Raw genomic sequence first — 13275 nt, 5'->3', positions numbered from 1 at the left:
CTTCGTGCTCTCAATGACAACTACTCCCCACTAGTCGGTAACTGATTTCTCAGTCCAACTAATGGGGAGCAGTTCACTTGGGTTAAGAGCTCTTTTGTTAAAGCTTAAATGCTTTAGGCCTCAGTGACAGAGCCGCCTGCAGCCTCGATCTTGGACTTTGCGGAGCCCGAGAACTTGGTTGCGGTGACGTTGACGGAGACGTTGATGTCGCCGTCGCCGAGGACCTTCACCGGCTGGTTAGCGCGGACAGCGCCCTTTGCAACCAGGTCGGCGATGGTGACGTCGCCACCGTTCGGGAACAGACGCTCCAGATCCGAAACGTTGACCACCTGGAAGGTGACCTTCGCCGGGTTCTTGAAGCCCTTCAACTTCGGCAGACGCATGTGAAGTGGCATCTGGCCACCCTCGAATGCTGCCGAAACCTGCTTGCGGGCCTTGGTGCCCTTGGTGCCGCGACCAGCGGTCTTACCCTTGGAAGCCTCACCACGGCCGACGCGAGTCTTCTTCTTCTTAGCACCCGGAGCCGGGGCCAAGTCGTGGAGCTTAATTGGTTCGCTCATGGTTTACCTACTCCCCCGCTACTTCTTCAACCTCGACCAGGTGACGCACAACGTTCACGAGACCGCGCACAGCCGGAGTATCCGGGCGAACGGCGGAATCGTTGATGCGCTTCAGGCCGAGGGTGCGCAGCGAATCCTTCTGGTTCTGCTTGGTACCAGCGGTACCACGGACCTGGGTAATCTTCAGTGCCATGGAAATCACGCTCCCTGACCTGCGCGTGCGCGCAGCATACGTGCTGGGGTGACCTCTTCGAGGGACTTGCCACGACGTGCGGCGACCTCTTCAGGGCGAACCAGCTGCTTGAGGGCATCAACGGTTGCGTGAACAACGTTGATGGAGTTGTTGGTACCCAGCGACTTGGACAGAACATCCTGAACACCGGCGCACTCGAGAACCGGGCGGACAGCGCCGCCGGCAATCAGACCGGTACCCGGAGCAGCCGGGCGCAGCAGGACGATGCCAGCAGCGGTCTCACCCTGAACCGGGTGGGTGATGGTGCCAGCAATCATCGGGACGCGGAAGAAGTTCTTACGAGCCTCTTCAGCACCCTTCTGGATAGCTGCCGGTACTTCCTTGGCCTTGCCGTAGCCGACGCCGACCATGCCCTCGCCGTCACCGACGATGACCAGAGCGGTGAAGCTGAAGCGACGACCACCCTTGACGACCTTGGAAACTCGGTTGATAGTTACTACGCGCTCGATGTACTGCGAACGCTCGTCCTGCTGCCGACGGTCGTTACCGCGGCCACCACGACGGTTGTTGTTCTTGTTGTCAGCGGAGTTACGTCCGCCTTCGCGCTTATCGCGTTCCGACATCACGCATTCCTTCCGTTGGACTTGTAAGTGCGCATTAGAACTTCAGACCACCTTCACGGGCAGCCTCGGCCAGAGCAGCAACGCGGCCGTGGTACTGGTAGCCACCGCGGTCGAAAACAACCTTCTCGATGCCAGCATCTTTAGCGCGAGCAGCAATCAACTCGCCGACCTTGGCGCTCTTGGCCTTCTTGTCGCCCTCGAAGCCACGGAGATCTGCGTCCAGAGTGGAAGCAGCTGCCAGGGTACGACCGATGGAGTCGTCGATAACCTGAGCGGTGATGTGGCGGGAAGAGCGGTGCACGACGAGGCGCGGTGCCTCGGAGGTGCCGCGGACGTTCTTGCGCAAGCGTGCGTGACGGCGGGCACGGGCGACACGACGACGAGTCGAGATGTCCTTGCCTACCGGGAGGCGCTTTTCGTTGGTGTTGCTCATTACTTACCCGTCTTTCCGATCTTGCGACGGATCTGCTCGCCATCGTAACGAATGCCCTTGCCCTTGTAAGGATCATCCTTACGCAGACGACGGATGTTAGCTGCGAGCTGTCCGACCTGCTGCTTATCAATACCTGTGATCGACAGCTTGGTGGTGCCGTCGACGTCGAAGGTGATACCTTCCGGTGCTTCGATCAGGACTGGGTGCGAGTAGCCCAGGGAGAACTCGAGGTCCTTGCCCTTCTTGGCGACACGGTAACCGACACCGAAGATTTCCATCTTGATGGTGTAGCCCTCGGTCACACCGACAACCATATTGTTAATCAGCGAACGGGACAGGCCGTGCAGGGAGCGGCTCTTGCGGTGGTCATCCGGGCGGTTGACCACAATCTCATTGTCCTTCAGCTCAACGGTAATTGGAGCCGGGATAGAGACAGACAGCTCGCCCTTCGGGCCCTTGACGGAAACGTCCTGGCCATTGACCTGGGCAGTAACGTTTGCCGGGACAACGACAGGGTTCTTACCAATACGAGACATTGTGTAGTTCCCCCTTTACCAGACGTAAGCGAGGACTTCCCCGCCAACCTTCTTCTCGTAAGCCTGACGGTCAGTCAGCAGGCCCTGAGACGTGGAGATGATAGCCACGCCCAGGCCGCCGAGGACCTTCGGCAGGTTAGTGGACTTTGCGTAAACACGCAGACCCGGCTTGGAGACGCGACGCACGCCAGCGATCGAACGCTCGCGGGACGGGCCGTACTTCAGGTTCAGGGTCAGGGTCTTGCCGACCTTGGCATCCTCGACTGCGTAGTCCGCAATGTAACCCTCAGACTTGAGGATCTCGGCGATGTTAGCCTTCAGCTTGGACGACGGCATCGAGACAGAGTCGTGGTACGCGTTGTTAGCGTTGCGCACGCGCGACAGCATGTCGGCGATTGGGTCAGTCATGGTCATGGTTAGTGACCGCTTCCTTTCTCGCTGCGGTTCCTTCCCACCTCGTGGCTAACTCCGATGACCGCGCAAACAGCAACTGTCACACGGCAAAAGCTTAAGTTGGAGCGATTTCCAATATCGTGATTCCGGCGATTTAAGGGCTACTGTTCGCCAACTCGGTTCAATAGCCGAGTCAGCTCGCCACCCAGGTGACGCCAGAGACGATGCGAGGCGGGGGGCCTACAGCAAAGTTCTTACATTTTTACTGCCGCACCTCTTATAGAGGGCAGACCTGGTGATACTAACAAATACCGGCCGAAATGCAAAAACGCCGCGGACGGACGTTAGTCCGCTCACGGCGTGAAGCCCCACCAATTGACAGTGGAACTCAATTCCTAGCCGACATGGCGCCGGCTAGAGGAAATTAGTAGAGCTGGTCGGCGATGATGTTACCCATTGCCTTTTCACCAGCCACCGTCGGGTGGTTGGTCATCGGACCCATCACCGGGTCTGCGAAACCGGCGACGAAGCGCTCATCCGGGTTCGGGTTGCAGGTACCGTGGCCGAGGGTTGCCTCATAGACGTCAATGAAGCCGGCACCTACGTGGTGAGATGCGGAGCGAATGCTGTCACGGAATGCACCCTGAATCTCGCTGGCACCCGGTGCCGGGATCGGGAAGGTCTGGTCCGAGGTGTTCACCAGGCACAGCTGATCATCAGTGGCGTACTCAGGGTACGACGCCAGGACGACCTGAGCGCCCGGGGCAACCTGGTGGACGCGGTCAGTGAACTGACGCAGCGTCTGCTTGAACGCGGATGGAGCCTGGGGATCCGGCTTTGCGACAAGCTCGCCTGCCACGTCAACCCACTGGACCCAGTCCATGCCGCCGTACATCAGGACAACCTTCTCGGTGCCCTCTCCGATGTCGCCGTACTGGATGGAAGCCTCCAGGTATGCGAGGAGCTGACCCGGGAAGCCGCCAAGACCGTTACAGGACCAGTCACCCAGGGACTTGTTCAGCTTCGAAGCTGCAATCTTCGGCCAGTTTTCCATGTCGGTAGCGCAGTTAGCGACCAGTGCGTTCTGTCCCGGCGCCAGGCCACGCGGGCCGCCCTTACCGGCATTAGCGGTGAAGGAGTCACCGAAGGTAACGATTTGCTTGACGCCCTTCGGGCCGGTGTCGCCGATACCCGGAATCGGAATGTTCGGCATTTCCGGCAGTGCCGGCTGTGCGTTGGCAGCACCTGCACCCAAGCTCAGACCCAGAGCCGCAACAGTTGCAATAGCAGCCGAGCGGACGGCCACGGAGAAGTTCTTCATGTAGTTAATCCCTTTGCGTTTTAACTTAAGAACCGCTCTGTGTAGAACCACTGGCTCAATCACACAGAAGCTGAAGTCACTTAAGCCTTGCCCAAATTGATAACGACCACAATGCATTTTGGCGGCCGTCACTATGACGAATGGCAGTTTACAACGAAATCATCACAAACGCCTAACTTTCAACTGAGAAACCTTGTGGCTTTACTAATTTCCAACCCCCAAAAAGGGTCAACTTTCCCACCAGCAACACTGGTAACTTTTACGCAGGCCCCGCACAGCGACCTCACTCCCCCACGAACATAAGCAGTTAACAGAGCAGCAAAAAGCCCCGGAGGCCAAGCGGCATCCGGGGCTTCAGGCAAAAGCTACCGAAGAGGCAAAACTACTTCTTGAACGGGAAGCCCAGCTCGCGCAGCAGCGCGCGGCCTTCCTCGTTGTTGGTAGCGGTGGTCACGACGGTGATGTCCATACCGCGCGGGCGGTCGATCTTGTCAACGTCGATCTCGTAGAACATGGTCTGCTCAGACAGGCCGAAGGTGTAGTTACCGTGACCATCGAACTGCTGATCAGACAGACCGCGGAAGTCGCGGATTCGCGGCAGAGCCACGGTCAGCAGACGATCCAGGAACTCCCACATACGGTCGCCACGCAGGGTGACGCGAGCGCCGATGGCATCGCCTTCACGGAGCTTGAAGTTAGCGATCGACTTGCGAGCACGACGGGTCTCCGGCTTCTGACCGGTGATCAGAGTCAGGTCGTTGATAGCACCGTTGATCTGCTTCTTGTCCTGAGCAGCAGCGCCGACGCCCATGTTGACGACGACCTTGGTGACGCCCGGAATCTGCATGACGTTCTCGTAGGAGAACTCTTCCTGCATCTTGCCGCGAATCTCATCGCGGTAACGGGCCTTCAGACGAGGGGTGTAATTTTCGCTCATGCTTAGATGTCCTTCCCGGTACGGCGGGAGATGCGAACCTTCTTGCCGTCCTCATCGAAGCGGTAACCGACGCGAGTCGGGGTACCATCTTCGTCGACCAGCATGACGTTCGACACGTGAATCGGAGCTTCCTGAGTGACAATGCCACCCGAGGAAGCGCCGCGCTCCGCAGCGGAGTTTGCAACATGCTTCTTGATACGGTTAACGCCCTCGACCAGGACCTTGTCGCGCTTCGGGTAGGCCTCGATGACCTTGCCCTGAGCACCCTTGTCCGGACCGGAGATAACCAGCACGGTATCGCCCTTACGGATCTTCACTTAAATCACCTCCGGTGCGAGCGAGACAATCTTCATGAACTTCTTGTCGCGCAGTTCACGCGCGACCGGGCCGAAAATACGGGTGCCCTTCGGCTCACCGTCAGCCTTGATGATGACAGCTGCATTCTCGTCGAACGAGATGTAGGAGCCGTCCGGACGACGGGTCTCCTTCTTCGTGCGAACGATGACTGCCTTAACGATTTCGCCTGCCTTGACGTTGCCGCCCGGAGTAGCTTCCTTGACAGTTGCGACAATGGTGTCGCCAATGCCAGCGAAGCGTCGGGTCGAGCCGCCGAGAACGCGGATGCACAGAATTTCACGTGCACCAGTGTTGTCGGCAACGCGCAGACGGGATTCCTGCTGAATCACTGCGTTTCTCCTGACCTGGTTGCATTGTGCGTCAGATTTCCGTCCTAAACGCACGCGGTCTTTATGTCTTGCGTTTACGCTTTACGACGGAAGCACCTGCTAGAGGTAGCTTTCCTATCGCTTTGACCTCGTGCTAACTACGGCCATAGACCGTTGAGAGCAGCACGCAGTCATTTCGCGCAACCTGTGTATTATGGCACGTTCGTGCGGGACAACAAAATCCCTTAGTTTCATGCCCCCAACATGGTTTATGCCTTGTGCGGCAACCCTATACTGAGACAGTGACAAATCAACATTCCGAGAGTGCACAGACGCTGCCGGTATCGCTACTTGCCGGGTTGGCCTTGTTATCCGCCGCCGCCCCGTTCGGCGCAGATACATATCTGGCATCCTTCGTGGAGATTGCACGCGAGTTCTCCACGACCGAGTCGATGGTTCAGCTCACGCTGACAACCTTCATGATTGGCATGGCTGCTGGACAGCTCGTCATTGGCGCCCTTTCCGATAGTTTGGGCCGCAAGAAGCTGCTTCTCATTGCGACTTTGGTGTTCTTGGGATCGTCAATTCTCTGTGCAGTAGCACCGAATATTGGCACGCTTATTGCAATGCGCTTGTTCCAGGGGTTAGCTGGTGGCTCCACGGTTGTTCTGGCTCGTTCTGTAGTCCCAGACCTCTTGACGGGCAAGGCATCAGCGAAAGCTTTCTCTACCCTCATGGGTATTTCCTCCATCGCCCCGGCAATCGCTCCCCTTGTGGGCGGTTTTCTAGGCCCCGCATTCGGCTGGCGCAGCGTGTTCTGGTTTCTCGCAGCCATCAACGTCGCCATGGTCGCGATTGTGGTTCTGATGGTTCCGGAAACTCTGCCGCCTGAGCGACGCTCCACAGGTGCTCTGCGCAATCTCCTACCCAATATTGGCCGGCTGCTGCGGCGGCCAGTATTTGTCGGCTACTTGTTGGCTTTCGCTGGTGGCTTCTTGGTGATGTTTTCGTACATCGCTGCGTCACCCTTTATCTTCCAGGAGCTGCTGGGGCTAACCCCTACTCAGTTTTCTCTCGTATTCGCATCCAATGCAGCGATGTTGACATTTGTGTCAATCCTTAACGGCAAGATGATCAACCGGCTTCATCCCCGCAAGGGCATTTTAATTGCCCTTACGGTCATGCTCGTGACGTCGATAGGCCTGATTATTAATGCCACCGTCGGGATTACTTTCTTCACTACTTGGCTGTTGCTGTTCATTACGGTACCGATGATGCCGCTGATCTTCGCCAATGCCACGGCACTCGGAATTGAGGAGGTTCGAGATATCGGAATTGGCTCAGGTTCCGGTCTGATGGGCTTCACACAGTTCCTCGCGGCCGCCACGGTTTCCCCGCTGGTGGGGCTTGGTTCCAATCTGCCCCTCTCGATGGCTATTTCGATGTTGACCTGTGCATTGATTGCGCTGACCGCGGTGTTGACATTGACGCGCGCCGACCTCCACAAACGCTCACACCGACTTCCATAAGAGCTACGCGCGCGAGAGGACTCCCCGCGTTTCACTTCACTGGTTGAGAATGTGCCCGAATCGGCATTAAATCGATGGTGAGGCCTCGTACCACCCGTAGGCATGGGGCTGACATGGGAGAAAGGTCCTGCCATGACCACGCATGCACATCCTCATGAACCACATAAGGCATCTGAGTCGGCGAAGCTCAACTGGCTTCGCGCCGGAGTTCTCGGAGCCAACGACGGTATCGTCTCCACTGCTCTAATCTTGCTCAGTGTGATTGCAGCAGGTTCCTCTCGCGAAGCCATTCTGACTGCTGGCGCCGCGGCCGTTATCGCTGGGGCTATCTCGATGGCCCTGGGTGAATACGTCTCGGTTTCAACCCAGCGCGATACTGAGCGGGCACTGATTGCCAAAGAAAAGGCCGAGCTTAAGAACTTTCCAGATGAAGAGCATAAAGAGCTCGTGGGCATTCTCTCTGGCTACGGCATCCCAGAACATATCGCCGAAGATGCTGCCCACGGCATCGCACAAAGCGATCCGCTGGCGGCTCACCTAAAGCTGGAATTGGGCATTGACGGTGAGGAACTTACCAACCCCTGGGCCGCTGCCGGTTCTTCGGCACTGTCGTTCCTACTCGGCGCCATCCTGCCGATGATTGCGGCACTGGTTTTCACCGGCCCCACTTCTGGCGCAATCGCAGTCACTGTTGTCACCATCGTGACTCTGGCTCTAACCGGCTACATCAGCGCCAAGCTCAGCTCCACGCACTCCGGCAAGGCTGCTCTGCGCCTGGTAATTGGTGGTGCGCTCGGTTTGATTGTGTCCTACTTCGTCGGTCTGCTCTTCGGGCAGGCTGTCGGATAGACCGTCAGATAGGTGCCCGGTTAGCACGCGGCGAAGCTCAAAAACTAGTCAACATAGCTGGTCTTCGTCTGGTTCAACCAGGCGTAGACCGCGCCGATTCCCAGGCCACCACCTACGAAGTTGCCCAGCCACACGGCCACCCAGTTAACAGTTATGTGCAGACCATCGAAGCCTACAGGATGCGGATCAGCGAAAAAGGCCAAGGAAAACAACGAGAAGTTCGCAATCACGTGCTCGAGTCCGAGCCCGACGAACACTGCAATGATCGGCAGAATCACAGCGAACTTCGAAATGATTCCTTTGGCTTGTAGCGCACCTAAGACAGCCATGTTGACCACGAAATTCGCACCCATGGCCTCTACGAAAGCGCCGAAGAACGGCTTGGCCAGCTTCCCCTCAGTCAAGGTGGAAATCAGATGTGTGTCATCAATCCCACCGAGCTTGGCGCTCTGGCTGAGCACCAGCGCCACAATCGCCGCACCGATGAAGTTGTAGAACGTAGCGACGGCCACCATTCGAAAGGCCACTCCCCACGCCATGCGTCCGCGTGCGGCGGACCAGGACACAAACATCATGCTGCCGGTCGCCAGCTCTGCACCGAGCACCACAATGGCGAACAGTCCAACCCCGAATAGGCACGCAAAAACCAGTCCCCCAGTCCCCGGCGCGACGCCCTCTGCTACTTGCCCGGCCACCGCAGCAAATGCCGTCCCGAGCGTCAGGTACATACCCGCCAGGACCGCTCGCACGGCAAATCGTCCGTAGTCCTGCGTCACAGTTCCTGTTTCTTGTCGCCAGCCGTATCCAGCGTTTCGTATAGCATCACCGCCGAAGCCTTTCCCTGCGTGCCGTTAATTGCAGTTATTCGCATAAAAGAATAACGACAGGCTGACGCGGAATCGCAACCGCTTTACGACGGTCGGCTCCACAGCCACTCCCTGACCAAGCTTGCCGCCAGCAAACATCGGGTCGGACACGGTTGGTAGTGCCACAGCGGTTCCCTCCAGTGGGGAGGCCACCGGGAAAGCGTTCTCCGCAGCGTCGGAGACAAACTCAACTGTGCTGGTAGGAGTTGCAGTGCCCACCTCGTCCGGATCGATCGAACCATTCTTGGAGACCAGGAACCGTCCGTAGAGGAACGCGCAGGTAAACGAAATGGCAAGCGAGACCAGCGCAAACGTAGGTTCACACCGAAGATGGCCGGCTCGGTAATTCCGAATAGCGCCGACATACCGGACGCACCTGCCAAACCCTTGACCTTCTCGCTCTTGGCCAGGAAGTACACCGCCAGTGCGGCACCACCTTGGGCAATATTGGCCATCGATGCCGTCGCGAAAATGAACGAGCCTCCCTGATCCCACAGCATGTACTCGATTGGAGGGAAGGACTGGTGCAGACCAGTGATGACAATTGGCGAGTAGACCAAGCCGAACAAGAAGCCACCCACAGGTCCCGCGAATTCGTACAGATTTGCAAGACCAATACCCAGCCATTCACCTGCAGTGCGCAGTACTGGACCAATGGCGGCAAAGGTGATGAAACCAGTGATCAGCAACGTCAACAGTGGTGTCAGCATAAAGTCGACAGTGCCCTTGAGACGCTTATGGAAGAACTTCTCAATCGTTGCCAGAATCCATGAGATAACCAGAATCGGCAAGATGAATCCCACCCTCCGGGCCGGAGGGAGCAAGCGCACGGACCCGATTCTGCGACGGAATGCGGCACCCGTCTACCTTCAGGTTGCCGGTATAGAAGAGCCACACATCATCGCCATCGACGACTGCGCCTCCCGAATAACAACCATGCTTGTCATAGGGCATGTCCGGATACAGCGCATCGGGGTGATGACGCCACCGCTCGGCTGTCGTGAGCGACGCGGACGCATGCCCCCACCCAGTTCTCTTCGGCGCATGTGGAAAGCATGGATCATGCTGGTAGAACACATGCAGTGTCTCGCCGTCCACGAAAAGGCCATTCGGGTCATTCAGTCGGCCCTGTGGCGGTGACAGATGGTAATTCGACCGATAGGTCATACCCCTCCCCCCGATATTATTGAAGTCATGGCTATTTGTGTTTGCGGCGAAGGTCTGGTTGACCTCGTTCCGGTATCTCCTGGCAGCCTCAATAACCACGTGCCGGCGCTAGGCGGAGGCCCCTACAACGTCGCGGTTACGTCCTCTCGCCTCGGTGCGGATGTTATTTTCCAGTCCCGCCTGTCCACGGATGGTTTCGGAAATGAGCTGGTCAAGCACTTGGAAAACGAAGGGGTCGACACCTCTTACGTTCAGCGTGGCCCAGAGCCGACCATTCTGGCGGTAACCACCATCCACGACGATCGCTCTGCAACGTACACCTTTTACACCGACGGCACGGCCACCCCGTTGGTGGAGCCGAAGCACATCGATGCGAATATCGCATGCTTCGGCACCCTGTCACTGGCGCTAGAACCAGGTGCCAGCCGGTACGCGGAATTGCTCAAACAGTTCGCGGCCATTGGCACCCTGGTCGCTTTGGATCCAAATATTCGCCCCATGTACGCAACGGATGCACACCGCGAATTCCTCATGAGCTTGCTCCCCTACGTCAATTTGTTGAAGCTCTCGGACGAGGAAGTCGAGTTCCTTGGCGAAGAGGCGCTGACTAAAGTTCCGGCCGCTGTCATCACCCGAGGTGGCGATGGGCTCACTTTGCTTGCCGACGGAAACCGCATCGATGTCCCAGCCGTCAACGCGAATGTCGTTGACACCATCGGTGCTGGGGACACAATTATGGGCGCACTTTTAGCGCAAATTGAGGAACGAGGCCTAACAGTCGCTGACCTGACTTCCGTATCACCAGATCAGTGGCGCGAGATTCTGCACTATGCGGCCGCCGCGGCTGCCATCACTGTGTCCCGCAAGGGAGCGCAGCCGCCGACGAAAATCGAGGTCGAAGAACTCCTGGCTAAGGATTCCTAGTCCGCGCTGCTTGGCCCGCTCTATTTAGCTCGCTCAAGCACTGCGACCAGGAATTGAGACTCATCGTCAAAGGGACGAAGATCCCACGTGGAATAACGCTGGATCACGATGAGCCCAGCCTCCTGCGCAGTCGTTTCAAAATCCGCAAAGTCCCAGCCACGGCCAGCACCGAAGCCGATAATGGCACGACCGTTCTCCGGATTCAGCACCTCCGCGAAGCCCTGCAGTACCTTCGCGCGGTCTTCTGGCGCTACGAAAGTCAGCACATTGCCGGGGCAAATGATGACATCGAAGGCGGATGCCGTGTCATCGTGGGGTGTGTTCTCCAGCCCGTCGTCAAGCACGTGCGGCAGCTGCGCCAAGTCCCCGACCAACCACGTCGCCTCCGGGAACTGTCGCTTTGCCTCGTCGATGAGATAGGGGTCGACATCGACGCCGACAATCTGGTGTCCAGCCTTCGCCAAGTAGCCGCCGACGCGCCCCTGCCCGCAGCCGGCATCCAGAATTCGAGCGTGGCGTGGCGCCATTGCATCCACCAGCCGTGCCTCGCCGTCAATATCGCGACCCTCGCGCACGAATCCCCGCCAGCGGTTGGCGTAGCGGCGGGAATGCTGCGGATCGGCGGCGATAATTTCTTTCCAAGTGCGGTGATTGTGGGTGCCATTGCTCATGGCATCCATTATGGCGCAGTTGGTCTCTTTTCTATACCGCCGACGTCCCCTGCGCGACGGGACTAGATTCCCAATACTGACTTAGCGATCAGGAAGTAGATGATCAGACCGGAGGCATCGACAAGAGTGGTAATGAACGGGTTAGCGAAGACGGCTGGGTCAATGCCGAACTTCTTACCAATCAGCGGCATGATGCCACCGACAGTTGCCGCGAGAGTACAGATACCCAGCAACGTCAGGCCAATCACTAGGCCAATGTCCCAGCCGTAAACCAAGCCAGCTAGCAGCAGGCCGAGAGTACCCAGCAGCAGGCCGAGGAACGCACCGACCCTCACCTCGCGGAGAATGACCTTGAATATGTCGCGGGGTTGGACATCCCCCAGCGCCAACGCACGCGTAATCGTAGTTGCTGCCTGGTTACCGGTATTGCCACCTGTACCGATCAGCAGCGGCACGAATACCGAGAGAACCACCATCTGAGAAAGAGTCTCTTCGAAAGTTTCCAGGACTTGCACGGTCAATGTTGCACCGATAGCAAGCACGAGCAGCCACACCACACGAGAGCGAACAATCTCGAAAATGGGCGTCGCGAGATAGGGCAAGCGCAGAGGCTCAGAACCGGAAATACGAGCTTGGTCCTCGGAGTCTGCCTCTTCCAGAATCCGGAGGGCGTCGTCGACCGTGAGCAGACCGATAACACGCTGCTCGCTGTCGACAATCGGCAGAGCTAGGCGCTTACGATCAGCGCACATGCGGGCTACCTTCTCTTCGGATTCGGTCGCCTCTGCGTAATCGGCCTTCCGCAAAATCGCCGCAACATGGATATCACTGCTGGCGCGCATCAGTTCACGAAGGCTAACCACGCCCACCAGCCGACGGTTCCGGTTCGACACCGGCAGCGTGTAGATGGATTCGGCATCATCCAGATGCTTGTAGACGGTCTCCAGAGCCTCCCCCACCGTCATATCGTCGTGAAGCGACACCAGCTCCGGGCTCATCCGACGCCCAATGGAACCATCGGGGTAACCGAGGACGATGTTGGTTAGCTCTCGCTCGTCATCCGGCAGATCGGCAAGCAGTTTTGCAGCGACAGACGCAGGAAGCTCGTCGAGCAGCTCTGCTCGATCGTCCGGTTCCATCTCCGCGAAAACTGCGGTGACTTCAGGATCACGGAGACTGTCAATCAGGTGCGCCTGCAGAGCCGAGTTCAGCTCATCGAAGGTTTCAACCGCCGTGTCTTTCGGCAGTGTGCGGTAGAACAGCGCACGTTCCCCATGGCTGAGGCGGCGCATCTTTCGAGCGGCAGCCTTGGGCTCAATATCAGTTAAGAGCCGCGACAGCGTAGCCACGTCATGTGAGCGAAGCGCGGACTCGAGATCTCGATCATCAATCCTGGTCACGTCAGTAGTCACCGAACTTCTCCCCTCACAAAGCACAAATCCTGGCCAATGCTATCAGAGATAAAAACCCATCAAACCTGGACTGAGAGGACTAGAAATACGAAGGAACATGGCTTTCTAAAAAAACAAAACCCCGGAGTTGTCAGTGGGTGAATGCGCCACCTCGACTTGGAGGTTGTTGTGGCTGGTCGTTGGACTCCGAAAGATG

16 protein-coding genes and 2 pseudogenes are annotated in these 13275 nt (G+C 57.7%); 3 read left to right on the top strand and 15 right to left on the bottom strand.

From position 1 onward, the window contains the following. Window positions 1-113: 113 nt before the first annotated feature. From rplO to rplN, 10 genes are all read right to left on the bottom strand, one after another. Entirely contained in the window at window positions 114-560 is a 447-nt protein-coding gene (gene rplO / locus QP981_RS10680; protein WP_016422071.1) for a 50S ribosomal protein L15, read from the bottom strand. A 7-nt stretch (window positions 561-567) separates the two neighbouring features. Beyond that, window positions 568-753, bottom strand: a complete 186-nt coding sequence (gene rpmD / locus QP981_RS10675; RefSeq protein WP_005509843.1) for a 50S ribosomal protein L30 — start codon at window positions 751-753, stop codon at window positions 568-570. Window positions 754-758: 5 nt separating this feature from the next. Next, window positions 759-1376, bottom strand: coding sequence for a 30S ribosomal protein S5 (gene rpsE / locus QP981_RS10670; protein WP_005510059.1), 618 nt, complete (start codon window positions 1374-1376; stop codon window positions 759-761). A gap of 34 nt (window positions 1377-1410) precedes the next feature. After that, window positions 1411-1809 carry a 50S ribosomal protein L18 gene (rplR, locus tag QP981_RS10665; protein WP_005510009.1) on the bottom strand — a complete coding sequence of 133 codons (399 nt, stop codon included), beginning with the start codon at window positions 1807-1809 and terminating at the stop codon, window positions 1411-1413. Further along, window positions 1809-2345, bottom strand: a complete 537-nt coding sequence (gene rplF, locus QP981_RS10660; RefSeq protein ID WP_005509895.1) for a 50S ribosomal protein L6 — start codon at window positions 2343-2345, stop codon at window positions 1809-1811. The genes rplR and rplF overlap by 1 nt, the downstream gene beginning before the upstream one ends. A gap of 15 nt (window positions 2346-2360) precedes the next feature. Beyond that, entirely contained in the window at window positions 2361-2759 is a 399-nt protein-coding gene (gene rpsH, locus QP981_RS10655; protein ID WP_005509822.1) for a 30S ribosomal protein S8, read from the bottom strand. Window positions 2760-3162: 403 nt separating this feature from the next. Then, window positions 3163-4059: a GDSL-type esterase/lipase family protein gene (locus QP981_RS10650; RefSeq protein ID WP_049170004.1), complete on the bottom strand. Its 897-nt coding sequence runs from the start codon at window positions 4057-4059 to the stop codon at window positions 3163-3165. Window positions 4060-4441: 382 nt separating this feature from the next. Next, window positions 4442-4996, bottom strand: coding sequence for a 50S ribosomal protein L5 (gene rplE, locus QP981_RS10645; protein WP_005509901.1), 555 nt, complete (start codon window positions 4994-4996; stop codon window positions 4442-4444). 2 nt (window positions 4997-4998) lie between these two features. Beyond that, entirely contained in the window at window positions 4999-5313 is a 315-nt protein-coding gene (gene rplX / locus QP981_RS10640; protein ID WP_005509963.1) for a 50S ribosomal protein L24, read from the bottom strand. Then, entirely contained in the window at window positions 5314-5682 is a 369-nt protein-coding gene (gene rplN, locus QP981_RS10635; protein WP_070438093.1) for a 50S ribosomal protein L14, read from the bottom strand. It lies immediately after the preceding gene. A gap of 281 nt (window positions 5683-5963) precedes the next feature. Here rplN and QP981_RS10630 point away from each other — a divergent pair, with 281 nt between their 5' ends. Both QP981_RS10630 and QP981_RS10625 read left to right on the top strand, forming a co-directional pair. Then, on the top strand, window positions 5964-7190 hold the full coding sequence (locus QP981_RS10630; protein ID WP_284857923.1) for a multidrug effflux MFS transporter: 1227 nt from the start codon (window positions 5964-5966) through the stop codon (window positions 7188-7190). Between the two features lie 132 nt (window positions 7191-7322). Next, window positions 7323-8039, top strand: coding sequence for a VIT1/CCC1 transporter family protein (locus QP981_RS10625; RefSeq protein WP_284857922.1), 717 nt, complete (start codon window positions 7323-7325; stop codon window positions 8037-8039). 44 nt (window positions 8040-8083) lie between these two features. Here the strand turns inward: QP981_RS10625 and QP981_RS10620 are convergent, their stop codons facing one another. From QP981_RS10620 to QP981_RS10610, 3 genes and pseudogenes are all read right to left on the bottom strand, one after another. After that, a complete protein-coding gene (locus tag QP981_RS10620; protein ID WP_284857921.1) occupies window positions 8084-8815 on the bottom strand; it encodes a formate/nitrite transporter family protein in 732 nt (243 codons plus the stop codon). Window positions 8816-8956: 141 nt separating this feature from the next. After that, a pseudogene (locus tag QP981_RS10615) lies at window positions 8957-9705 on the bottom strand (PTS transporter subunit EIIC); the annotation flags it as partial. Next, a pseudogene (locus tag QP981_RS10610) lies at window positions 9689-10072 on the bottom strand (glycoside hydrolase family 32 protein); the annotation flags it as partial. The pseudogenes QP981_RS10610 and QP981_RS10615, both read right to left, overlap by 17 nt. Window positions 10073-10099: 27 nt before the next feature. Here QP981_RS10610 and QP981_RS10605 point away from each other — a divergent pair. Next, entirely contained in the window at window positions 10100-10996 is an 897-nt protein-coding gene (locus QP981_RS10605; RefSeq protein ID WP_284857920.1) for a carbohydrate kinase family protein, read from the top strand. Window positions 10997-11016: 20 nt separating this feature from the next. Here the strand turns inward: QP981_RS10605 and QP981_RS10600 are convergent, their stop codons facing one another. After that, window positions 11017-11676 (bottom strand): class I SAM-dependent methyltransferase, encoded by a 660-nt coding sequence (locus QP981_RS10600; RefSeq protein WP_284857919.1) that lies wholly within the window; start codon window positions 11674-11676, stop codon window positions 11017-11019. A 53-nt stretch (window positions 11677-11729) separates the two neighbouring features. Then, complete coding sequence (gene mgtE, locus QP981_RS10595) at window positions 11730-13079, bottom strand: magnesium transporter (protein ID WP_069359389.1); 1350 nt, start codon at window positions 13077-13079, stop codon at window positions 11730-11732. Window positions 13080-13275: the final 196 nt, after the last annotated feature.

This window comes from Corynebacterium sp. MSK047, assembly GCF_030232285.1.
Classification (GTDB): domain Bacteria; phylum Actinomycetota; class Actinomycetes; order Mycobacteriales; family Mycobacteriaceae; genus Corynebacterium; species Corynebacterium jeikeium_D.
Note: the sequence above shows the minus strand (reverse complement) of the source record. Positions and strands in the feature narration are given on the sequence as shown.

Bases quoted from the DNA above. Each gene is read 5' to 3' on its own strand.
- rplO (WP_016422071.1), bottom strand. From the start codon at position 560: ATGAGCGAACCAATTAAGCTCCACGACTTGGCCCCGGCTCCGGGTGCT.
- rpmD (WP_005509843.1), bottom strand. From the start codon at position 753: ATGGCACTGAAGATTACCCAGGTCCGTGGTACCGCTGGTACCAAGCAG.
- rpsE (WP_005510059.1), bottom strand. From the start codon at position 1,376: ATGTCGGAACGCGATAAGCGCGAAGGCGGACGTAACTCCGCTGACAAC.
- rplR (WP_005510009.1), bottom strand. From the start codon at position 1,809: ATGAGCAACACCAACGAAAAGCGCCTCCCGGTAGGCAAGGACATCTCG.
- rplF (WP_005509895.1), bottom strand. From the start codon at position 2,345: ATGTCTCGTATTGGTAAGAACCCTGTCGTTGTCCCGGCAAACGTTACT.
- rpsH (WP_005509822.1), bottom strand. From the start codon at position 2,759: ATGACCATGACTGACCCAATCGCCGACATGCTGTCGCGCGTGCGCAAC.
- QP981_RS10650 (WP_049170004.1), bottom strand. From the start codon at position 4,059: ATGAAGAACTTCTCCGTGGCCGTCCGCTCGGCTGCTATTGCAACTGTT.
- rplE (WP_005509901.1), bottom strand. From the start codon at position 4,996: ATGAGCGAAAATTACACCCCTCGTCTGAAGGCCCGTTACCGCGATGAG.
- QP981_RS10625 (WP_284857922.1), top strand. From the start codon at position 7,323: ATGACCACGCATGCACATCCTCATGAACCACATAAGGCATCTGAGTCG.
- QP981_RS10605 (WP_284857920.1), top strand. From the start codon at position 10,100: ATGGCTATTTGTGTTTGCGGCGAAGGTCTGGTTGACCTCGTTCCGGTA.
- QP981_RS10600 (WP_284857919.1), bottom strand. From the start codon at position 11,676: ATGGATGCCATGAGCAATGGCACCCACAATCACCGCACTTGGAAAGAA.